At 58.5% G+C, this 22,842-nt stretch carries 18 protein-coding genes; 6 read left to right on the top strand and 12 right to left on the bottom strand.

All coding sequences use genetic code 11. From position 1 onward, the window contains the following. Window positions 1-2 precede the first annotated feature (2 nt). A complete protein-coding gene (locus M9920_07890) occupies window positions 3-1,571 on the top strand; it encodes a TolC family protein (protein MCO5052208.1) in 1,569 nt (522 codons plus the stop codon). A gap of 139 nt (window positions 1,572-1,710) precedes the next feature. Beyond that, complete coding sequence (locus M9920_07895; protein ID MCO5052209.1) at window positions 1,711-3,780, top strand: thiamine pyrophosphate-dependent enzyme; 2,070 nt, start codon at window positions 1,711-1,713, stop codon at window positions 3,778-3,780. Window positions 3,781-4,004: 224 nt separating this feature from the next. Here the strand turns inward: M9920_07895 and M9920_07900 are convergent, their stop codons facing one another. The 3 genes from M9920_07900 to radC all read right to left on the bottom strand — a co-directional run bounded on the left by M9920_07900 (window position 4,005) and on the right by radC (window position 6,557). Next, window positions 4,005-4,970 (bottom strand): MBL fold metallo-hydrolase, encoded by a 966-nt coding sequence (locus M9920_07900; GenBank protein MCO5052210.1) that lies wholly within the window; start codon window positions 4,968-4,970, stop codon window positions 4,005-4,007. 100 nt (window positions 4,971-5,070) lie between these two features. After that, window positions 5,071-5,634, bottom strand: a complete 564-nt coding sequence (locus tag M9920_07905; GenBank protein MCO5052211.1) for a YqgE/AlgH family protein — start codon at window positions 5,632-5,634, stop codon at window positions 5,071-5,073. A gap of 212 nt (window positions 5,635-5,846) precedes the next feature. Continuing rightward, window positions 5,847-6,557, bottom strand: coding sequence for a DNA repair protein RadC (gene radC / locus M9920_07910; GenBank protein MCO5052212.1), 711 nt, complete (start codon window positions 6,555-6,557; stop codon window positions 5,847-5,849). A 149-nt stretch (window positions 6,558-6,706) separates the two neighbouring features. Here radC and M9920_07915 point away from each other — a divergent pair, with 149 nt between their 5' ends. After that, window positions 6,707-7,345 carry a helix-hairpin-helix domain-containing protein gene (locus M9920_07915; GenBank protein MCO5052213.1) on the top strand — a complete coding sequence of 213 codons (639 nt, stop codon included), beginning with the start codon at window positions 6,707-6,709 and terminating at the stop codon, window positions 7,343-7,345. A gap of 254 nt (window positions 7,346-7,599) precedes the next feature. Here M9920_07915 and M9920_07920 read toward each other — a convergent pair whose 3' ends face one another. The 9 genes from M9920_07920 to M9920_07960 all read right to left on the bottom strand — a co-directional run bounded on the left by M9920_07920 (window position 7,600) and on the right by M9920_07960 (window position 18,741). Further along, complete coding sequence (locus tag M9920_07920) at window positions 7,600-8,268, bottom strand: polyphosphate polymerase domain-containing protein (GenBank protein MCO5052214.1); 669 nt, start codon at window positions 8,266-8,268, stop codon at window positions 7,600-7,602. A gap of 18 nt (window positions 8,269-8,286) precedes the next feature. Then, window positions 8,287-8,973 carry a DUF4956 domain-containing protein gene (locus M9920_07925; GenBank protein MCO5052215.1) on the bottom strand — a complete coding sequence of 229 codons (687 nt, stop codon included), beginning with the start codon at window positions 8,971-8,973 and terminating at the stop codon, window positions 8,287-8,289. Between the two features lie 69 nt (window positions 8,974-9,042). Further along, window positions 9,043-11,235: a CotH kinase family protein gene (locus M9920_07930; protein MCO5052216.1), complete on the bottom strand. Its 2,193-nt coding sequence runs from the start codon at window positions 11,233-11,235 to the stop codon at window positions 9,043-9,045. Between the two features lie 419 nt (window positions 11,236-11,654). After that, window positions 11,655-12,737 carry an alpha/beta hydrolase gene (locus M9920_07935; GenBank protein ID MCO5052217.1) on the bottom strand — a complete coding sequence of 361 codons (1,083 nt, stop codon included), beginning with the start codon at window positions 12,735-12,737 and terminating at the stop codon, window positions 11,655-11,657. Between the two features lie 28 nt (window positions 12,738-12,765). Beyond that, window positions 12,766-13,899, bottom strand: coding sequence for an aldo/keto reductase (locus M9920_07940; GenBank protein ID MCO5052218.1), 1,134 nt, complete (start codon window positions 13,897-13,899; stop codon window positions 12,766-12,768). Between the two features lie 185 nt (window positions 13,900-14,084). Continuing rightward, window positions 14,085-15,182, bottom strand: a complete 1,098-nt coding sequence (locus M9920_07945) for an alpha/beta fold hydrolase (protein MCO5052219.1) — start codon at window positions 15,180-15,182, stop codon at window positions 14,085-14,087. Window positions 15,183-15,203: 21 nt separating this feature from the next. Further along, a complete protein-coding gene (locus M9920_07950; protein MCO5052220.1) occupies window positions 15,204-16,850 on the bottom strand; it encodes a carboxylesterase family protein in 1,647 nt (548 codons plus the stop codon). Window positions 16,851-16,864: 14 nt separating this feature from the next. After that, a complete protein-coding gene (locus M9920_07955; GenBank protein ID MCO5052221.1) occupies window positions 16,865-17,743 on the bottom strand; it encodes a carboxymuconolactone decarboxylase family protein in 879 nt (292 codons plus the stop codon). Beyond that, window positions 17,740-18,741, bottom strand: coding sequence for an AraC family transcriptional regulator (locus tag M9920_07960; GenBank protein ID MCO5052222.1), 1,002 nt, complete (start codon window positions 18,739-18,741; stop codon window positions 17,740-17,742). Before M9920_07960 ends, M9920_07955 begins: the two co-directional genes overlap by 4 nt. Window positions 18,742-19,264: 523 nt before the next feature. On the opposite strand from M9920_07960, the gene M9920_07965 reads away from it, so the two are divergent. From M9920_07965 to M9920_07975, 3 genes are read left to right on the top strand one after another with little or no spacing between them, the layout of a single operon-like run. Further along, window positions 19,265-19,813 carry a hypothetical protein gene (locus M9920_07965; protein MCO5052223.1) on the top strand — a complete coding sequence of 183 codons (549 nt, stop codon included), beginning with the start codon at window positions 19,265-19,267 and terminating at the stop codon, window positions 19,811-19,813. Between the two features lie 35 nt (window positions 19,814-19,848). After that, window positions 19,849-21,588 (top strand): GspE/PulE family protein, encoded by a 1,740-nt coding sequence (locus tag M9920_07970; GenBank protein ID MCO5052224.1) that lies wholly within the window; start codon window positions 19,849-19,851, stop codon window positions 21,586-21,588. Then, window positions 21,575-22,828 carry a type II secretion system F family protein gene (locus M9920_07975; GenBank protein MCO5052225.1) on the top strand — a complete coding sequence of 418 codons (1,254 nt, stop codon included), beginning with the start codon at window positions 21,575-21,577 and terminating at the stop codon, window positions 22,826-22,828. The genes M9920_07970 and M9920_07975 overlap by 14 nt, the downstream gene beginning before the upstream one ends. The last annotated feature ends 14 nt before the right edge of the window (window positions 22,829-22,842 follow it).

Genomic DNA, 22,842 nt, shown 5'->3' on the forward strand with positions numbered 1-22,842 from the left:
CCATGCGAAAATTCTCACGCATCAATGTTTTGTTGAGCTTGCTGATCGGCTTGAGCGGCGGCGCGGGCGGGGCGTGGGCGGGTCTTGACGCGGCGGCGCCGGATGCGGCAGCGGCATCCCATCCCAAACGATTGCGACTGGATGAATGTATTTTCACGGCCTTGCGGAATAATCGCCAGTTGCAAATTGAACGACTGACCCCGGCCGTGGCGGCCTCCTATCTCAGCGGCGCCTACGGATATTACAATCCGCTGTTCACCGCCCAGTTCAACGTCGCACACTCGCAGGACAATGGCACTTTGGACCCGGAGGATTTTAGTCGGGAAGCCCTTTATGACGCCGAATCCCAGCGCGCCTACGGCACGGTGACGGGCGTGTTGCCGTGGGGCATGAACTACAATCTTTTCGGCAACTACGCCCACAGCGACGGCTCGCGTAATTTCTTTAATTTTGAATCTTACGGTTTGCAGGCGGGCATTGATGTGCGGCAGCCGTTGTTGCGGGATTTCTGGATTGATCAAGGGCGGCTCACCATTCAGGTGAACAAACGGACGCTAAAAATTACGGAACTGGGCGTGCATTACGTGGCGATGGATGTCATCAACCGCACCCAGCAAGCGTATTACGAACTGGCGTACGCCATCGAGGCGGCGCAAACCCAGCGTGATTTGCTGGCGACGCGGGAGCAGTTGCTCGCATCCGTCAAGCGCCGCATTGAAATGGGCACGTTGACCATTCTCGATCAGCGTCTGGCCGAAGCGCGTGCCGCCACGGTGGCGGCTGGGTTGGCTGCGGCCGATAACGCCGTTCGCCTCGCTGAGAATGAGTTGAAAACCCAACTCGGAGATGCTTGGACCAATTCCTTCAACGTGCGCTTGGAGCCGGCTGATTCACTGTTGGCCGTGCCGCAATCGTTCGATGTGCAAGGCAGTTGGCTACAGGGTTTGGCGGAGCGTCCGGATTTGACGCAACTGCGCGAAGACCTGGCCAAAGCCGAAATTGACCTGAAATACCGGCGCAACCAGCTTTTCCCCGCGTTGGACCTGGTGGCAGGGTATTCGGCGCGCGGTTCGGATACCGACAAGGTGGTGCCGCCCTTCCAGCCCTCGGGTTCACTGGGTACCGCCCGCCGGCAGCTCACTCGCGCCGATATGCCGTCGGACATGATTGGAGTTTTGTTTTCCATTCCGCTGGGTTCAACTGCGGAGCGGGCAAATCTTCGGGCTGGTAAACAGCTTAGGGAACAGGCCGAGCTGCGCATCAAACAGTACGAGGAATTGGTGATGCGCCAGATTTCGGATGCGTTGCACACGGCTAAAAGCCAGTTGGAACAGGTGAATTTGGCCCGGCGCGCCCGGGAACTTTCCGAAGCGGCATTGGCGGCGGAGAACGAAAAACTGATCGGCGGCAAAAGCACGGTCTATCTGGTGCTGGAAATGCAAAATGATCTGGCCACCGCCCAGACTGCGGAGTGGCGCGCGAAAGCCGATTACAACCAAGCCCGCTCCCAATTGCACTTTGCCGAAGCCTCGCTGCTCGACGAGTGGCGGGTGATGATCGAACTTAAATAGCAGGGCCGCCACGCCTGTTTTTACCGGCTCGTGAGTTCGAGCCAGCGTCCGCTTCAGATTTCCTGCTTCACTTTTCGCTCCCATTTCCGATTATATTAGTTGCGTTACGTTGAAATTAACCTGATCTGATTTTGAGTTTATGTCTGCTGATTCCTCTGCCTCGGTCCAACCCATCGCCGCGCCACCACTGCAACCGCTCGCTCTGAAGTCCCGCCTGGCCGGGACGCCGTCGAGCGCTCCGAAACACGCGGTTAAAGTCAAAAACGCGGCAGGAGCCGACGTTACCCTGGCTGATCCGCGCGCCAGTCGGGCGTTGCTGGCTTTAATGAATCTGCACGCCGTACTGGGTGGAGCGGCGTGTCACTGGGGCGGTCCGGCAGCCTACGCGGAAATCATCGCGTCCATTCACGGCATCCTGTTCGCCACAACCGGTCGCGAGTGGTATGACGCCTATAATTTTGTCAACGACACCGGCCACGCCGAGAATGGCATCTATGCCTTGCGCGCACTGTACGGGTTCGATGGCTTGACCTACGAACAGTTGCGGGGCTTTCGTGGCATTCAAAGCAAGCTCACCGGCCACGGCGAATCGCATTTGAATCCCGAAGGCGTTCTGTTGAGCAACGGCCCGCTCAGTTCCGCGCTGGCCCAGGCGCAAGGATTGGCGATTGGCGACAAAGCCGCGCAACGCGACCGCGTCACCATCTGCACCGTGTCCGACGGCGCGAGCATGGAAGGCGAAGCCAAGGAAGCGTTCGCGGCGATTCCTGGTCTCGCCGCCAAGGGACGCTTGAATCCTTTCGTGCTGATTGTTTCGGACAACGACATCAAACTCTCCGGGCACATTTCCAAGGACGCGTTCACAATGGAGCCATCCTTTGACGCCATGAGCGCGTTGGGCTGGAAAACCATCATCGTGCCGCACGGCAATAATTTGTCGGAAGTCTATCTGGCGATTGAACGAGGCCTCGCGACCGCGCGCGCCAACGACCGTCAACCCGTCGCCATCATTTGCAAGACGGTCAAGGGCTACGGCATCAAGGCGACTGCGGAAAGCTCGACGGGCGGACACGGTTTTCCGCTGAAAAATGGCGAGAAAATTGTGGATTGGATGCGGGAGTTGTTCCATAACGACACCGTACCGGCTGACATTCTGAGCTGGGCCGAATCGCTGCACGCCGACTGGCAAAAGACGGAAGCCGCGCGTCAAGCCAAGGCGGGCACTCCAGCCCCGGCCAAACCGAAGACCGACAAGGTCCAGTCCGGTTTGGTGCGCGCCGTCATTCGCGCGGCCACGGAAGGCTTGCCGGTGTATTCCATTTCTTCGGACGTGCAGGGTTCCACCGGCATCAGTCATTTTCACAAAAGTTTTCCCGAGCGATTTATTGAAGTGGGCATCGCGGAAGCCAACATGATCAGCACCGGAGCCGGTATGGCCAAGAGCGGCTTCATCCCCATCGTGGATACGTTCGGCCAATTCGCCATCACCAAGGGAAACCTGCCGCTCATGATGGCCGCTCTGTCGCAAGCGCCGGTCATTGCCATCTTTTCCCACGTGGGCTTCCAGGATGCCGCGGACGGCGCGAGCCATCAGGCCACCACCTATTTGGCGGCGACCAGTGCGATTCCGCATACGGTGGTGATTGCGCCGAGTTGCGCCGATGAAGCGGAGGCGTTGATGGGTCACGCCATCAAACAATTCGCCGCTGATCGTGCCGCGGGCCGGGACGGCGAGAGCTATTTGTTTTTTGTCGGCCGCGAAAATTATCCGCTCACCTGGATCGAAGGGGCGACCTATCCGTGGGGCAAAGCGCAGGTGCTGGCGTCGGGCCGCGACGTGGTCCTGATTGGTTGCGGCGTGCTGGTGAACAAAGCGATCGAAGCCGGACGCCTGCTCGCGGCGCAAGGCGTCAAAGCCACCGTGATCAACAATCCGTTCATCAATCGCGTGGATCTGGAAACCATCGGCGCGGCGGTCCAGGCCTGCGGTGGCCGGGTCGTGACGATTGAAGATCATCAACGCATTGGCGGCATGGGCGCGCAGGTTTCCCACGCGCTCAGCAGTGCGGGCATCGCGCACACGATGACCTCACTGGGTGTGGCGGGCGAGTTTGGTCAATCGGCATACGTGGCCGAACACCTCTACGAACATCACGGCTTGACCGCCCCGAAAATGGTGGCCGCCGCGTTGAAGTTGCTGAAAAAGTAACGGCCGAATTTATCTGCGATACGGCGCAAAAAGGCCGGCGCACGGAACGGTGCGACCGGCGGGAGAACTGCCGGTTGGGCGGGTTTCAATTTTTTCGCCATTGGCGGCGGCAATATTCTCGATTGCTCCATAGCTCGTCTCCCTCCTCGAGATAATGGTCGCTCTTGCGATTGTTTCGGCTGATCGGCTGGTTAAGCGGCGATAAAGCGAATGACCGCGCGCCGTCAGACGATGGTGGCGGTTTCGCCGATCTGGGTTAACGCCAGCCGATCGTGTTCTCGATCGAGCGCTTGTTGAAAGCGGGCCAGTGGTTCGTTCATCGGTTCGTCGCTGAGTTTGAAAGTGGAGTGATGAATGGGCGCAACGAGTTCCGCTCCCGCCATGTCGGCCATTTGCAACGCCTCCTCGGGAGTGCAGTGATTGCGAATCCACGGATCGTAAGCGCCAATCGGCATCAGTGCCGCCGCATAGGGTGAACCGGTCGAATGTAGATCGCGGAAGCGCGGCGTCAGCGCGGTGTCGCCGCCGAAAATCACGGCGCGTCCTTCGCGGCGCAGCACGTAACCGTTGTAGCCGCGTGGTTTGTCACCCGGCCAGCGCTCGCCCCAATGTTTGACCTCGAAGGCTTCGATGCGTAATTCGCCGCCCGCCGTTTGCAGTGTCGAAGCGTCGCCCCACCCAAGTTCGGTCACTTGCGTAAATTTCAGCGGTTGCAGGAGGTCGCTGGTTTCCTGGGCGGTGATGATGGGTTGCGTACGTTTGAATTTGCCCAGCGTGGGCAGGTCCATGTGATCCATGTGCGCGTGCGAGAGCAACACCAGATCGAGCGGCGGCAACTGCGAGATCGCGAGCGCCGGGGCGACGTAGCGTTTCGGTCCGAGCGTGCCAAGGCCGAGGTCAAAACCCACCCGACTGCTGAACACCGGGTCGGTGAGAATCCGCACGCCGTAGAAATTGATGAGGATGGTCGCATGACCGATCCACGCCAGGGTGATGTGCTGATCATTCCAGCGTTCGGGCGTCGGGACAAGAGGCGGCTTGGCGGGCGAGCGAAACGTGTCCTTGGTCAACTGCCGCGCCATGCGCGCCATGCGCGCCTGCGAGAATCCCACCCACGCCGCGCCGGCGGCGACCGCCGCTCCCGCTGCCGCACCGCTCACTTTCAAAAATTTTCGTCGTGTCGAACTCACTGTCAGTTGCGGCTAAATTAGCAATCACTGGCCATGACGGCAAACGCATCCGTTGCGGGTTTAGCGTGAGATAAAAGGTCGGACCGCTCCAGGCGGCGCGCTAATTCCACGACAAATCTTCGGGAGATTGCGCGAGGATCTCGTTGCGCCAGCCACCTTTTTGGTGCAGCACCGTTTGCCAGAGTCGTTCGGGCGCCACGTCGAAAATCAGTTCCAACGACGCGGGATGCGTCAGCCAGGCGTTGCGCTTCATTTCGCTCTCGAGTTGACCGGGACTCCAGCCCGCATAACCGGCGAAGAGTTTTACCTTTTGCGTTGGAGAGAGTGATTCGCCGATCTCGCGCAAATCATCCGTCGAGTGGCCGAGGCTCAGATTCGGCAGGATCGTGGTGGCAGGCAGAAATTTATCCGTATGCAGAAAACTGAGCGCGGTCGGTTGCACCGGGCCGCCGATGTAAAGTTGTTGTTCGCGGAGGGCGTCCGGAAGGTCCGCCAGAATCATGTCGCCCGCCTTCGTGCCGGTGCTGCGATTGAGCACGAGACCGAACGCGCCGTCCGCATCGTGCTGACAGACCAGCAGCACCGTTCGTTGGAAAAACGAGCCGCGCAGTTCGCCGCTGTCCAACAGCAACTGGCCCATGAGATACTTCGACTGCTCTGCCATGTATCGTGCGCGCAACATGCCTCACGCTTGCCGTCCTGACAAACTCGAATACAGTGAGGCCATGAAAAAATTTTGCTTTTGGTTGGTGTTGGCGGCATTGGGCTTCGCGTTGACCGGATGCCAGACGCATCACTCCGGCAGCCGGGAATTTATTCCGGGCCAGGGCTGGATTCATAATGACTGAACCACGCCCGACACGGCGGACGTAGCGGTCAGGTGTAGAAATGGCCCAACTCGCGTAACGAGGTGTAATCCTTGGTTCGTTCGGCGGTGGCGCGACCTAAAACGATGTGATCCAACACTTCGATTTTCAGTAATTGCCCGGCGCGGATGAGATCGCGCGTGACCTTGATGTCCGCTTCGCTTGGCGTGGGATCGCCGCTAGGATGATTATGTGCCAACACAATTGCCGCCGCGTTGGCGGAGATGGCGGCGCGAAAAACTTCACGCGGATGAACCAGCAACGTGTCCAATGTGCCCTCGGAAATTTCCTCGATCCGGATCAAGCGGCGGCGCGTGTTCAGCAGCAACACCTGCAGCGTTTCAACTTCCTTGACGAGATTATTGGCGCGGAGCAATTGCGCGATGCGCCCGGGATTATCGAGCACCGGGGATTCCAGTTGAAGTTCCTGCGCCATTTTGTGCGCCAGCGCAAAAGCGGCGACCAGCGTCACCGCCTTGTCCCGCCCGATGCCTTTGACCTGGCGCAACTGATCCACGGAAGCCGCAGCGAGTGATTGAAGCGAATTGAAACGCGCCAGCAACTGTTGGCCAATTTCAATCGCGTTGTGTCCCTGGAGTCCGGTGCGCAGCAGAATGGCGATCAATTCGGCGTTGCTCAACGCGGCCGCGCCGTGGGCCACCAACCGTTCGCGGGGCCGCTCACTGGCCGGTTGATCTTTGATTTTGAGCGAGGTGGACATGCGTTATTTCTACTCCGGCCGCGCCGGAAAGACACGAAGATTTTCCGATTTTCATCCGGCGCGAACTGGACCAACCGCGCGCGGCTAAAAAACGGGCGGATGGAGTGGAGCGAATCGCCGCCGCCGCGTCATTCTATTCTTGCCGCGCCGTGGTTCTCGAAGATGCTGGAGCGATGCTCAAGTGGCTCGACAGACTTTTCGCCGGGACGCCCGCTTCGCCGCTGAAATTCCATGCGACGCAGGTTTGCCCGGAATGTGGCTCGCGACTGGCGCAGGAACTTGCAGCCAACGCCGGGGCGGATTGGCAGTGTCCGAATCCGGATTGTCCGCCGCGAGTGCGGCAGCGGGTGATCCTCTGGGCGTCAAAGGATGCGATGGATATTTCCAACGACACGGTGTTGCTGGAGCAACTCGTCCGGCGCGGTCTGGTATTGGACGCGGCCGAATTTTACCGGCTCAAAGTGAAAGAACTCGCGGCCCTTGACGGAATGGACGCGGACCAGGCCAAAGCGTTTTGGGAGGCGATTCATGCCAGCAAATCGCGAGGGCCGCTCTGTGTGTTGCGTGGTTTGGGCATCCCACAAATCGGTTCGGAAGAAGCGGAAATTCTCATTGGCCATTTCGCTTCGCTCGAAGAATTGTTCGCCGCGGATTATCAACAGTTGTCGCAACTGGCCGGAGTTTCGGAAGCGATGGCGCGGTGTGTGACACGTTGGGCCGATGACCCGGTGAATCGAAAATTGGTGCGTCGGTTGCGTCGTGCCGGCGTGAAACTGGAACGCGACTGAGCTTCGCGGCGACTGCGCACAATTTGCGCGGCGCGATTCAATGCGAAGTCATGCGTGTGGCTTTACGGGCGGTCGGCGCATCCAGGGTTGCCACCAAGCGGTCAGCGGAACAATAGATACCATTCTCCGTCGTCTCAGGAATGGTTCTCCAGTTAGAGTTTATTTTTCTCCAGACGGCGACTGTCGGAACGCCACCTGGATCCTGGAATTACCGGATGACATTTCGATTGGTCGCGGTTCGGTGCCAGCGGATTTCATAGTTGCCCGAGCCCCGCGACATATTTTGAAAAACGGGTAATCCGGAATGGCATGGCGTTCGTAACAAGCGCTGCGGCTTCGATATTTTCTGGGGTGAACTTCAGTTCTATAATCACGGTTGCCGTGACGGGTAATGGGAAGAATCTGGGTTGAACGCCCGCAAAGTTGAGGTCCGAATCCACTGTGAGCCGAAATCGGCGGTCAGCACTCACAAAGTAGTGGCGCCGGTAGCGGTTATACAGCGACGGCTCGCGGCATTGTAACGCCAACCGCAGCAGGTCCGGAAGTTGGGCGTCCCTAATCGCCTTTTTAATGGGAGTTTTGATGGATTCAACGCTCATGTTGAATTCTGGTAGTCGGTGACTCGCTTTCCCGCTGACGGCGCCCCGTTTGAGCTTGCGTTCCAGTGTGGGGTGCTTAATCACACCAACCGGTCCGCCATACCAGCGGATGCGGGTCTTGCTGCGGTTGGCGACTCCATTTACATGGTCGAAGTAATCGCCGCAGTCCGGAGAGTCAATATAGAGGTTGTTGACCACCCGGTGCGGATAGGTTTCGACAAAAGCGGAAGGATGACGCTTAACGAACGTCAGCACCTCGCTCAACCCCATCCCGGTTGCGACAAATTTGAGTTCGTGGCGCAGGCCTGGAATAGACGTTGTCATAAAGGGACTGGAATCCAATTAAATCGCCAGACCGCGATCCTCATGGCAGGCAATCCTCACTTGCGGGCTCAGTTCACGCATCTGTTCGGTGAATCGCTCCAAATCCGCTACACGTTTGAAGTCCACAAGCAAGGCGACCTCCAGTTGGTCCGCCGTCTGATCAAATCGCTTGAGGCTCGCGGCCGCACCCAAGCCCGCCAGTAACTGCAGGATTTGATTGGCGCCCAGTTTGGTGGCCGCAGGACTCGACACGGTCAAATAGAGGTTCGGCTGGGTAGAGCCACCGCGGAAAAGGCTTCGTATCATGATCAATCCCAGGATGACGATCATCGCCACGACCGTTACCAGTGCCTGCCCGGCACCCAGTCCCAGTCCGATGCTGATCGCCAGGAACAGGAAGGCCAATTCTTCCGGTTCCTTGATGGCTGCTCGAAATCTGACAATGGACAGCGCGCCCACCAAACCCAGCGAAAGCGCGAGGGACGACTTTACGATGCTGATAATGAGTGTGGTGGTCACCACAAGAATTAGAAAGTTCCGGGCAAAAGCCCGTCGGTTGGACAACGACTGCCCGAAGTGGATGTAAACCCGGCCAAGAATGATCCCGAGCAGAGCAGCGATGCCCAAGCTTAATACCAGTTTCGGCAACCCGGCAGCCATTTCTGGATTCCACAGAAGTTCACGTAACGATTGTTCAATTTGCATAGGTTGAGTTCAGTTAATGGTTTGGTTCAATTGCGATGATTGCGGTGAGCTTTGTTCTTGATCAAAAAGTCATTGGTTGAGAGCGGGGTTATCCGGCACTGGTCTCGGTCGGTTCGGATCAGGGGTCCGATTTTCGCGGGAATTGTTGCCCGGCAACTGGCTCATGCCACCGCCCTCAAAGCCTCGATCGGGCTCCCACACCTGGCCGTCCGAATCCGTAAAAGGTGTCGAACGACCGGCAATGATCCGGATGATTTCAGCGGAGGACGGCGCGAGGGCACCGGCTTCGGTCTGCGGAATGAGTTCAATCGCATTAATCGCCGGGTTTTCAATTTGTCTGGTGAAATCCACGCGAAACTCTCCGTTCGTCACGTTCACCGCCGTGGTTTCAACATAGGCACGGTTGGGGCCGCCGGCTTTGGCCCAAATGTCAAAGTCCTTGAATTCACGTCCCTGAACATTCAGGGAAAACACGCGTTGGCCGGGGCCGGTAATCCCGGCGTAGGTTTCTGAAAAGTAGAGTTTGGCAAGATATTGGCCGTTGGGAAGTTTACAGGAGAAAGCGCTCATGCCCCAATGCTCACTCATGAACAAGCCCGGGTCTTTGGTTCCGGTGATCACTACTGCGGCTGGGCTATTGCGACGCTGAGGAGCGCCGGCACCGCCACCGAACGGGGAGAAACCAGATCCCGACGGAACCAGGTCTTTTGCAATCCCCGCGCGCAGCGGTACAAAGGTGAGATTTCCATGGTTATTTGTATCCCACATTTGAAAAAGTCTGGTAAAGCCGCTGATGAACTCGGTCAGGGACACGGATGCATCGTTGTTTTCATCCAGTAAGCGGAAGAGTGACGGACCGAAGGTCCTGCCGAGGCCGGAACTGCCGGTCGCCCACGAAAAACTGTTGCCGGGTTCCAAGCCGTTCGATTTTCCAGAGAGTTGTTCCAAAACCGATTCGGTGCGCGCTCGCGTAAACGGCTTGATGGGTTTGACCTGCCCGCCGCCGAACGGCGGAGCGCCTTCCCGCTCCCAGACCAGCCCCGCAACCAGTTGGTCGAAGCGGTCCAGTTTGGCCGCTGACTCTTCCTGGATTGCCGGCCGGATGGTCTCCGCCAGTTCATCCACCTGCCTGGCAAAGCGGTCGGGATTGAAAATTGTTCTGCTGAACTCGTTCAACCGCGCCAGATATAAATTTTGGAAAGCCTCCAGCTTGAACATGCGTTCGAGGAAGTAGTTCGCACCTTGCCAGGGGTGTTGGAGGCTAAGCTGTTCCCGTTGCTCCTGACTGGCCCGGTCGAATTGTCCCCAAGAATGGTCTTGGTCCCAAGGGATAAACTCGAACTGTTGCGTTTTGGGATGCAAATAGAGGAACATATTCTGGCCCGGACCGAGAATGCCATCTAGGTCGGAAAGATAAACCATGACCGCCATGAAACGGGCGAACCGGGGCAGGTCAATAAATTCACCGACGCGCGCGGCGAACTCTGTATCATCCGCCTGGGTCACGAGTTGGGAGAACTTCATGACCGTCTGCTTTTGCTCGTCATACAAGTCTCCCTTCGGATCATAGATCTGGTTATACGCCGACCAGTCACTGCCGAGATCGGTAAATAACGACGGGGTGACCGGCTTAAAAAGTGCCCCGCGTCCGGTGCCAAAGTTGTGCCGCGCAAATTGTTTGTCCACGGCTTCGCTGATCGAATACAGCCCAAAATACTTCCGCTCAAACCTGTCCGGCACGGTAACAAACACCCTGGCATACGCCGTCCGTGGTGCGGGCACTCCAGCCTCCCGGTAGAGCCTATAGGCCAGCACCTCGTTCATCTCGGTCGCGTCCGTGATGTTGTTCTGCAAATTCAACATCTTCACGTTTCCCAATCCCTGTCCGCTCACGAAGGCGTTGAGGTTGATCTTGAGCGAACGCTTGAGCGTGTCTCTGGATTCGAGAAACGTCCCATTCCCCTTGTAGCGAACCCCGACATTCCGCAGCCACCGGCCTTCGAATTCCAGATCCGCCCGCACGTATTCAAAACGAATTCCAAATGCTGAAGCGATGCCATTTCGTCCGCCTTCCGGCCCCAGGAGCATCCCCGCTATTCCCCCACCCGCTGGGTTGCGAATTTGGTCCAAACCGGCCCGAATTTGTCTCTCCTCAAGTTTGCCGGCTCCATTCGTATCCCAGGCGTGGAACCACTTCTGCGCGAGGCGGCCAAATTCATCGCGCGAAAGTCTTCCGTCACGATTCAAATCACCCTGGGTCATAAACACCGGGGCCAGCATTCGGGCCGATCCCAAGCCCGAAGCGCCTCCCGGTCGGCCTCCACCGAATGGGCCAGAACCACCTTGGGGCTCCATTGCCGCCCATTGATCCGGCGAGAACTTTAGATGAATTGACCAAACCTTGGTCTGGTTATACAGGTGATCCGAATCCAAAGTCGCGGGCGCGACCGCGCTCGGTAACACGCGTTGTAGCGCGACCGCTCCGCACAGCAGTGCCACGATGAAGATCGCTCCAGCGAATATCGCCAGACGCGGGCGCCAACGCCCGACTCGGCTCCAACCAGTAGATTTTATTTGAGAGTGCAAGTTTGCTCCAGATTCGTTCGTTTGGTTTGAGCAGCGGCGTCAGTCATTCGTCTTCGACCATGAGTAAAGCCTGCCACGACATGTTATTCAATTATTCAGTGGTTATCGCCGCCCGGCGGCATCAACAGGTGCCTCGCATAGAAGGTCGTCAGCTTGCCCATCGCGGCCTCCACATACTTGGGAACCCAGTAGGTCTCGATGTGCGTGGCGCCTTCGATCTTGAACAGTTCCTTGTCCTTCGTGCCCGTGGCCTTGGCGAAGGCGTCTTCAGTCAGGTACAGGCTGTCGGCCTTGCTCCCCGCAATCATCAGCAGCGGTTGGTTAATCAGTTCAATCTGGTCGGTGGCATCCCAGCGCATCAGGTCCAGCAAGCTGCTCGTGGTGTATTTGAACGTCGAGCCCGGATGCGCGTGTGTTTTCCAGTAATACTCATATCCCTGCCGATACAGAGCGAACGGCAGCTTGGCGATCTGCTCGTCGGTCAGGTTGGCGTCTCCCGAATACAACAGTTCGCCACCAGCCTTTTCCTGGGCACGGGCAGCCGAAGCCTGGCGCAGGCGTTGCTGGATGGTGTCCCGTTGCGAATCCACATAGCCATTGCGACGGACCCGCCCAGAGTTGAACATGCTCACCGTTGCAATCGCGTTGAAGCGCTTGTCGGTTTTCGCCGCCGCCAGCGAGTAACCGCCGCCGCCGCAGATGCCGAGCAGGCCCAGACGCTCGGGAGCGACGCCTGCGTACCGGGTGATGAAGTCCGCCGCGCCGTGGATGTCCTCAATGCGGTAGGCTGGTTTGTCCACGTTACGCGGTTCGCCGCCGCTGCCGCCTTGGAACGCCGCGTCCATCGCGATCGTGATGTAGCCCTGCCCGGCCAGGCGCTGGGCGTACAGACCCGCGACCTGTTCCTTCACACCGCCGTTCGGGTGCGCCACGACGATCGCGGCGTATTTCTGCTTCGGATCGTAGTTCGCCGGGGTGTACACGTTGGCGGCAATATCCAAGCCGTTGAGCTTGTACTGGACCGGGTGAATGTTGACCTTCCCCGGCTCGTTCTTCGTGATTGCACCGGCGTAGGCCAACGTGAACGGATTCTTCCTGTAGTCGTCGGCCACGGCTGGCGCGACCGGAATCGTGATCATTGCGGCCAGAAAGGTGGCCTTCATCGCTGTTTGCTTCATTTTGGATACTCCTCTCAATTCTCTTTTGTTATTTTTCGGAGGGCGCTTCCACTCCGGAGAAGCGCAGCACTCCTTCCGGCAGCCGCAACCCGCGAATCTCGATTGCTCGAACGGCGGCATTTAGTTCGGTGACTTCGGTAGCGGTGAATTTAACGTCTGCCGCCCCGGTGTTTTCCATCATGTGCTGCATTACCGTCGTTCCGGAAATCGGAACGATCCAGGGTTTCTGGGCCATCAGCCACGCGAGTGCGATCTGAGCGGGAGTGGCCCGCTTGCGATCTGCCCAGGTTTTTATCAGATCAACCAGCTTCAGGTTGTGAGCCAGGTTCTCGGGCGAGAATCTCGGGGTGCCTGCACGCAGATCGCCGGGGGCGAATCGCGTGTTCACATCAATCCAGCCGGTAAGTAACTGGCAATCCAGCGGCCACCACGGCACGAAGCCTATTCCTAACTCTTCGCAGAGCGGTATCACTTCCTTTTCCGGATCCCTGGTTGCCATCGAATACTCGTTTTGAATCGCGGTCAGCGGAACCGCCGCATGAGCGCGTCGGATCGTTTGCAGGCCCGGTTCGGAAAGTCCCCAATGCAAAACCTTTCCCTGATCCATCAGGTCTTTAACCGCCCCGGCGACATCCTCGATAGGCACTTGAGGGTCAACGCGGTGTTGATAAAGCAGATCTATTCGGTCGGTACGAAGCCGCTTCAGGGAGTTCTCGACCACGACCTTAATGTGATCCGGTTTGCTGTTGAGGCCAGGGAGCTGCCGACCGGTCGGCTGATCTATGTTCCAGCCGAACTTCGACGTGATTCTGACTTGGTTTCGGAATGGCTGTATGGCCTCGCCCAGGATTCGCTCATTTTCCCACGGCCCGTAGGCTTCCGCCGTATCAAAGAACGTGATGCCGCGGTCGAAGGCCGCACGGAGAATGGCGATCATCTCCGGTCGGCACGGCACCGTCGTGTCGTATTTGCGGTGCATGTTTTGGACGCCCATGCCCAGGGCCGAAACCTCCAGCTTGCCAAGCCTGCGGCGGCCCGGCTTGTTTGACCCCGCGCGACGGTTCGCTTGCGGTTGCGCATCGGCTTTATTGGATAACGATGAAAGGGCGGCGACGCTCGCGCCAGCTACAACGGTCTTCGTAATGAAATTACGTCTATTCATACCCACTTCGTTCGCGCTTATCCTCAAGCGTCCCGTGGCGATTTACTTGACAGTTTTACCGTCGGTCGTCTGGAAGCCATCGAATCGCAAAATTGGCATCTCGACCCCATTATTCAAAACTATGCTGTTCATCATTCGTGCGCTCTTCTCGTTATCAGGCGCTTCCAGAGCGGCAACGGATTGGTTCAATCCAGCTTCTTCTTGCCAAGGTATTCCGACATGAGATCCGCAATCTGAACATTGTTCAGATCCGAGAACGGAAAGTGCGTGTTGCCGTTGATCCCCATTTCGGGCAGATGCACGACCGTGACATCACCACCTCGACGATTCACAGCATCTCGCCAAAGTCTCGCCATCGCTAAACGAACCCGCCAACCGTCCTGGCCCGGATTCGCCACCGGTTGCGACGGAATGTTATCGCCGTAATAGATGACGATGGGAATTTTGGTCAACGCCATGAAGTCGGAGAGCGGCACACGCTCCGCGAGAAGCGGGCCGGCAGCGCTGGGCATCGCGGTGGGCAACTCGCCTTCCGGGAAAATGAAACCGCTGCCTGGCTCGTAAGAAACGATGGCACGGACGTTCGAGCTTTTAACCGCCACGCGCCAGCCCATGCCTCCGGCATGGGAATGGGTCACCAGAATCGCCGGGCCAATTTTTTTGAACAGAGCCGTGACAACCTCTGAGTTCAAAGCGGGATCAAGGGGACCAGTGTCGGGTGTGATCTGGCGGAAGTATTGATTCAGCGCCTCCGGTTCGTGCGCGAATTGTACTCCCGGAAAGAAATTGGGCCAGACCCCAAGGCGAAAAGTTCCGAACCAATTCTCCTCGTCGGGCATGGGCGTGATGTTCCCTGGCAGCGTGCTTCGGCCCGCCCGGCCCCGGCGCGGTTGGTCAATCAAGTAAACGGAAAAGCGCCGCCGCAAGAAGATGTTTTGAAAGCCTTCCCGGCCGTCTGGCGTAGTTTCCCAGGTTTTTGAGAACTGCCCGATGCCGTGCCACATCACGAGCGGCAGTTTTCGCGCGTTGACCGGCACCTGGTAGAACACGTAGGCGTGATCGCCATGCAACGTCTGGCCGGCGGGACTTCGGTTGGTGGCGTCGTAGGTGCCAGGATTGGTAATCACCGTCCCGCCGATGGCGAAGCTCCCTTGCTCCTGTATCGTCAGCGGTTCCGACTTTTTGTTTGCGTCCTGAGCGTTGGTGGAGGCAAAGGTAAGCGCACCGACCAGAGTCAGCGCACAAAGCCTGGTCCTGCTTCGAGTGGAGGAGGTGATATTCATATTTTTCCCTATGGCGGGCGGTTACTGCGGCTTCATGATCTCGACGGCCTTTTCAATCACATCCAGTCTCGCTTTCTTGGGATCGAGTTTGCCGACCGCCGAACCATCGAGCTGGAACTCAAGAAGTTCGTCCTTGCTGGAATTGTAACGCGGCCATTTCGGCAAACCCGGACCATTCGGATCGCCGGTCTTGGCGAAGTTCGCCCAGTAGGTGTTCATCAATTTGGCAACCGCCTGGTCTTCGGGCGCCACGGCTGCTCCATTTCGACCGCTCAGATTGTTGAACACATAAGGGATTTCAGACGCGTGCGCGGCGCCAAACCGCATCCTCTCTCGCATGGCGGGCGAGACGTAGGAGAAAAGATAGACATAGGCCGGTGCGCCTTTCGTGGCGAAGGCCCTGGCGGTCAACCGGGCCGGCTCGGCCCATACTTTGTCCGTATTGACCATGGTGAGCATCTCGGCGAAATCGGTAGCGCCGTTCGGATCGAATACTGCCTTCGCCTCGTCACTCAGCTTCCCGAACAGCGAAAGCAATTCCGGCTTTGAACGGGCATTGACGAAACCACCCGGCACCTCGGCGCTATTCGATCCGATGATGAGCGGGACGTTTGCCTGTCTGCCCGCTGCGTAGGCGCTCTCGGCAGTTTCTACCACCAGTTTGCCGTCGAGAATCGGTCCCGAGTAAATCAGGGGGCCGCCGCGGCCATCGCTTTCCTGGCCTCCATCAACAATCTCCGCTGCGCTCAAGGAGCGGAGCTTGGCCAACGCGGTGGCGTCCGCACCCTCGATCCCATGTTTGCGCGCGAAGTTCACTCCGATCGTCTCCGCCGAAACGGGATAGAACGGATCAGCGTTTTCTTGCCGTATCGGCCTGCCGGTCAAGACTCCGTCCCGGCCCCCGCCCGATTGACTGATCGCCTTATGAAAAAGGCCGCGCGCCTCCGGGATGGTCAGCAGTGAATGCACCGAAACCCCACCGGCCGACTCGCCGAAGATGGTGATGTTTTTGGGGTCGCCTCCGAACGCGGCAATGTTCTGCTGCACCCACTTGAGCGCGGCAATCTGGTCCATGTAGGCGTAGTTGCCTTTCGGTTCTTCGGGATGTTCTTGGCTCAACGCCGGGAAGGCAAAGAAGCCGAGGCGTCCCAAGCGGTAGTTGAAGGTGACGAGGATGACTCCCTGCCTTGTAAATTGAGATCGAGAAAAGTCTGGTGAGGAACCACTGCCGAACACGAACGCTCCGCCATGAATCCACACCATGACCGGCAACCGAGCCGTCGCCGCGGCATCGGCAGGCTTCCATACGTTGAGAAACAGGCAATCTTCCGAGGAGTTCTCGCGAAGTGAACCCGCAGCACCGAAGCCTCGTTGCGGACAGTCCGCGCCGAATTTGCTCGCATCACGTTCGCCCTCCCACGGCGACAGGGGTTGGGGTGGTCGCCAACGGTTCGGGCCGACCGGGGCGGCGGCGTAGGGAATTCCTTTGAAGCTGGAAACATCTCCTTCAGCCACACCGCGTACGACGCCTGACGCGGTACGAACCGTTGGGTGAGTCGTGGATTCGGCCCTGCTCTCCTTTGCTTCTTGTGCGCTTGCCGCCGTCGAGAGAACGGCTGCCAGTAGCCAAAGGGCGGTAAACCTCATTTCAGGTCGCTGTTTTTTCATTGTTTTTCCTTCGCTTAATTGTCGAGGTTAAGTCGTTTCTTCTCGAAGACTTCCTTGGCCACGCCGATGGCGGTCACGGCGTTCGGCCATCCAGAGTAGAACGCGAGGTGCGTGATGGTTTCGATCAACTCTGCTTGCGTCACGCCATTGTCGCGCGCCCGTGTGAGATGGGACCGAAGCTGCTCGGGGCGGTTCATGGCAATGAGCGCGGCCACCGTCACGAGACTTCGGTCCCGCTTCGACAGCTCGGGCCGCTCCCAAACGTCCGCGTAGAGCACGTTATCGGTCAGTTCCGCCAGCTTCGGGGCAAAGTCACCGATGGCCCGTTGAGAGGGGCGAGGTTGCGCGCCAGGCGCATTCGTCGTGAGTGACGGCGCGCGAACTGTGACGTCGGGTTGGGAGTCGTCAACCTTCTCCATCCATTCGACCGACTTGCCATCGAGCGCCTCGGAGATGGCGATGTGCGCCATCGAACTGTTTGTCGCGGCTCCGTGCCAGTGCTTCTGACCGGGTGGAATCCAGACCACGTCTCCTTGCCGTATTTCCTCGATTGGATCACCCCATCGTTGTACGCGGCCCACCCCGGCCGTCACGATCAAGACCTGGCCCAGCGGATGCGTGTGCCACGCGGTGCGCGCGCCCGACTCGAACGTGACCAGCCCGCCGGAAGCGCGGGCGGGCGCTTGCGCCTGGAAGAGCGGGTCAACGCGCACGTTGCCGTTGAAGTTTTCTACCGGTCCCTGCCGGGACGGTTGCGAACCGTTGCGAGTGATTCTGATGGTGGGCGACTCCATCGTTCCAGCGGTGGCGGCCGCCGTCGTATTTGTTTGGGCGGAGACTGAAACGGGTAGAGAAAGTGTCGCGACTGTGGCCATAAGCAGTTGCGGATTCATGAATTTACTCCTTCCCGAGACCGCCATTCGCCGGGCGAAGTTCCTTCCCAATTTTGAAAGGCGCGGAAAAAAGAGTTGGCGTCTTCAAAGCCAAGTAAGAACGCTGCTTCGTTCAGTTCCACGGCACGTTGTTTCAGGTAATGACGGGCCAGTTCGCGGCGCGTTTCTTCAACGACCTGTTGAAAGGTGATGCCCGAGTCCGTAAGCCGGCGCTGAAGCGTGCGGGCGCTCAACCCGAGTTCTTTGGCCACATCCCGCAGCGTTGGGCGCTTTCCGGCCAATAATTGCCTGAGAGTTTGCTTCACCTGTTCGCCCACACTCTTATCCGTGCGCCGGGATTGCAGTTCAGATTCCAACTGTGCGCCGATCACCTCCAGCAATTCCTCGTTATACGTCACAAAAGGGCGGTTGAGATCATCGCTCCGGAACACCAGCGCGTTGCGATCCGCCTTGAAACGAACCCGGCAACCGAAATGGCGTTCGAGCAAGGCGCGATGTTTTACCGGGCGGATCAATTCCAATCGAAGCGGAGCGATTGGATCGCCAGTTCCCTGTCGCCCCACACTCAGAATCCACGATAGCAGCATATCAACGAGCGCCTCGGGTTGAGTTTCCCTGGCTTCCACGTAGAAGAATTCGACCGCCGCTTCCTGGCCCGCTCGATGAACGCGAATTTCTTCCGGGCACGTCAGTTGTTTGTAGCGACCGAGTCGTTGCAGGGCGTCGCCAAAGGTCCGGCTGCACATCACCGCGATGCCCGCCGGGTGCGTCCGCGCCAACCGCGTCTCCGAGCCAAGTTTCAAGCCAATTCCGGGATCGGCGCTGAGTTCACTCACGCTCCGCCAAAGGGAAAAGAGTTCAGCGGTTGTCACATAGACTTTTTCCTGCTGAAAAAGCGTCACGGGTAATCCGGCGCGGCGAAGCAATGCCGGCACGGCGATTTTCTGCTCGGCGAATCGCTTTCCCCACAGGCTGGAGATTCGTAATTGATCACTCATGGTTTGATGTTTTGGGTTTCAAAACGGCCATCACTTCGACTTTACGCCGTAACGGCACTGCGGGTCTTGGTCCGGATGGCACTTGATAATGTTGCTCAGCTTCAAGTGCTGACACGCTTGCGCTCGGGCTCCGAATTCCGATGGCCGCATGGTTTTACGATAATCAAAATTCCATCCCTGTCACTTGCAGGGCGTGACAAACTACTTGCCAAACACGCCAAACGCGGCGTGTGACGCGTTGGGCCGATGACCCGGTGAACCGAAAATTGGTGCGTCGGTTGCGTCGTGCCGGTGTGAAACTGGAACGCGACTTTGAACCTGACTGAGCCTCGCGGCGACTGCGCACAATTTGCGCGGCGCGATTGGCGACTGCGCAACTCATGCGCGATTCAGTGCTTGTTTCCCTTGAATTTATTGAGGTTTCGACGCTGGCACGAACTTTGCGGGGGCGCGACTCAGTGCGAGGTCATGCGTGTGACTTCGCGAGCGTTCGGATTAAACAAATCACAGCAGGAGAATAGTTATGAAAGTAAATCAAGCACTGAAGGTACTCAGCCTCAGCACCATTCTGGCGCTGGGCGCGCAAACCGTCATGGCGCAGGACGGCGGCAACCGTCCCCGTCGCAATCGTGACGGACAGGATAATAATCAGCGCGGCGAATGGCAGGGGCGACGGGGGAACTTTGACCCGGCCGAAATGCGTCAGCGCATGTTGCAACGGACCCGGGAGGAATTGGAGGTCAAAGACGATTCCGAATGGAAAGCCATTGAACCGTTGGTCACCAAGGTGGGTGAAGCCCGGATGGCGATCGGGTTTGGTCGTTTCGGTGGTCGCGGCGGCCCCGGTGGTCCTGGTGGCCCTGGCGGATTTGGTCAAGCCAATCCCTCGGCGGATGCGTTGCAGAAAGTAATTGATGCGAAAGCTTCCAACAACGAGACCAAGGCGGCGCTGGCCAAGTACGTGGCGGATCGCAAAGCCAAACAGGCGGCGTTGGACAAGGCACAGGAGGAATTGCGCAAGGTGTTGACCCCGCGCCAGGAGGCCATTGCCACGTTGAACGGATTGCTTTAATTCACGCCAAGGGTCAAGGAGCTGGCATTTGGTTCATGGAAACAACCCAAGCATCATCCGATTTGTTGGACCGCATGGTGGCGTCCCGGCAGCTTTCCGTCGTGGACGCCGCGGAACTGACGCGACAAACGGAACTGCCGCGCCAACGCGAGGAAGACATCCTGCGCTGGCTGGCGGGCGAGTACGATTTGTCCTATACCGCCCTGGATGATGTGGAACCAGATCGCCAGCTGCTTTCCCTCTTTCCCGCCCGGATTCTACTCAAGGAAGAACTGTTGCCGCTCCGGCGCGTGAACGGAGCGGTGGAAATCGCCACCAGTCGGTTGTTCGCCACGCAGGGACTGGACACGCTCAAAACGCTTACCGGTTTGAATCTGCAGCCGGTGTTGACTCCGACGGAAGCGCTCCGCCGCGAACTCAAGAAGCGTCTGGGCGTGGGTGCGGACACCATGGGCGAACTGGCCGAGGACGCCGCGTTGCAGGTGGTGGATGAAAATCGGGAGGACAACGATCTCGACATGGATGCCGAGGACGCCTCGATCATCCGGTTCGTGAATCAAGTCCTCCGCGACGCCATCGAACTGCGCGCCTCCGACATCCATCTCGAACCGTTCGAGCATGAATTTCACATTCGTTATCGCGTGGACGGCGTGCTGCAAAGCATTCCGGTGCCGGCGCAGATCAAGCGGTTTCAACCCGCCATCGTTTCGCGCCTGAAAATTCTCAGCCATTTGAACATTGCGGAAAAGCGGCTGCCGCAGGACGGGCGCATCAAAATCCGGTTGGACGAGCACGAGGTGGACATTCGCGTGTCGGTGATTCCGATGTTGCATGGGGAAGCCGTGGTGCTGCGGTTGTTGCGGCAGAACGCGACGTTGCTGGGGATGGCCGAGTTGGGGATGGATGCGCGCGAGCTGGGCGCCTTCAAACGGGTGCTGGCTTTGCCACATGGCATCATTCTGGTCACCGGTCCGACCGGCAGCGGCAAAACCACCACGCTTTACACCGCGTTGAATGAAATCAATGATCAGGTCCGCAAGATCATCACCATTGAGGACCCGATCGAGTATCAGTTAAACGGCATCAACCAGATTCAAGTTTCGGAAAAGGCCGGGTTGACCTTTGCGCGCGGCCTCCGCTCGATTTTGCGGCACGATCCTGACGTGATTCTGGTGGGGGAAATCCGCGATCGTGAAACGGCGCAGATTGCCGTGCAAGCCTCGCTCACCGGTCACCTGGTCTTTTCCACTCTGCACACCAACGACGCGCCCGGCGCGGTGACGCGGTTGATTGACATGGGCGTCGAGCCGTACCTGGTGGCGTCTTCCCTCGAGGCGGTGCTGGCGCAACGGTTGGTCCGGGTTCTGTGCCGCCATTGCAAACAACCGGATACTTCGCCCACCACCGCCACCCTCAAAACGCAGGTTGGCATTCCGGCGGCCACCACGGTTTACCGCGCGGTAGGTTGCCGCGAATGTCGCAACACCGGTTATCATGGTCGGCACGCCATTTTTGAATGGATGGACATTGATAATGAATTGCGGGAACTCGTGCTCAAGAATGTGTCTTCGGGAGAAATTGCCGCGCAGGCGCGGCGCGCGGGTTTGCGCACGTTGAACGAGGACGGCTGGCGGCTGGTGCGTCAGGGCGTCACCACGCCCGAGGAAGTGTTGCGCGTCGCCAAGGATCAGGCGGTCAATCATCTCGTGCCGGAAGCCGCGCCCAAACCGGCCATTGAAGTTCAGGCGCCACGAATGAATCATGCCGTTGTTTAATTACAAAGCGATCCAGGGGAACGGCACGGTGGCGCAAGGTCAACTTGAAGCCGCCGGTCGGGCGGAGGCGTTTCGCCAGATGGAAGGTCTGGGTTTGCGTCCCATTTCGCTCTCGGAACTGGCCGCCGGTGGAACCAAAAAACCTCGCGCTGCCGAAACCGACTCCGCGCCGCGCCGTTGGGCGTTGCGGTTTGGCAGCGCCAAAGTCTCCGCGCGCGACCTGGAAAATTTTACGCGTCTGCTGTCGAGTCTGCTGGCGGCGGGAGTGCCGTTGAGCCGGGCGCTGGTCATTTTATACAAGGAAGCTTCATCGCCCGCCGCGGCCGCCAAGTGGAAAGAGGTTTATGATCTGGTGATTGACGGGATGTCGCTGGCGGATGCGATGGCGCGTTCGCCGGAGACCTTTCCGCGCGTGTACATCGCCATGGTGCAAGCGGGCGAGACGGGAGGGTTTCTCGATCTGGTACTGGCGCAAATTGCGGACTTTCAAGCGCGCGAAAAAGAACTGCGCGGCAAGGTGATGACCGCCATGCTGTATCCGGCGGTGTTGTTCGTGCTCGCCATTGCCGTGGTGGTTTTTCTCCTGGTGTTTTTTATTCCGAAATTTCAGACCATGTTTTCCTCATCGGGCAACACCCTGCCGGCGTTGACGGAAATCATCATCGCTTTGAGCCACGGATTACGTTCGTACGGGCTGTTCATTTTGCTTGGTTTGGTCGGAGTGGGTTATTCGTTGCGCACCTGGGTGACTTCGGAAGGCGGACGCCGCACTTGGGAAGGGTTCGTGTTGCGCGCGCCGATCGTTGGGCCGCTGGTGGCCCAGTTCGCCATGGCGCGCTTTTGTCGGATGTTGGGCACGTTGCTCGGCGCGGGGGTGAATCTGGTGCAGGCGCTGAATGTCGCCCGCAAATCCATTGGCAACCAGATTCTCGTGGATGCCGTTTCCGACTCGATCACGCGCGTTTCGGAAGGTGGTCAGTTGGGGCAAAGCCTGGCCAACTGCCGCGCGTTGTTTTCCGGGTCCACGCTGGAAATGATTTCCGTGGCGGAGGAAAGCGGCAAGCTGGATACCGAGCTGGTCCGCATTGCCACCGTGACCGAGGGCGATCTGGACCGCAATTTGAAGACCGGCGTGGCGTTGTTGGAGCCGCTGATGTTGTTTCTGATCGCCGGTTTTATCGGGACCATTTTCATCGGCATGGTCCTGCCGATTTTCACCATGCAACAAAACATCAAATAACCGTCCACCCTGAC

This window comes from Verrucomicrobiia bacterium (genome assembly GCA_023953615.1).
In the GTDB taxonomy this organism is placed as follows: domain Bacteria; phylum Verrucomicrobiota; class Verrucomicrobiia; order Limisphaerales; family JADLHS01; genus JADLHS01.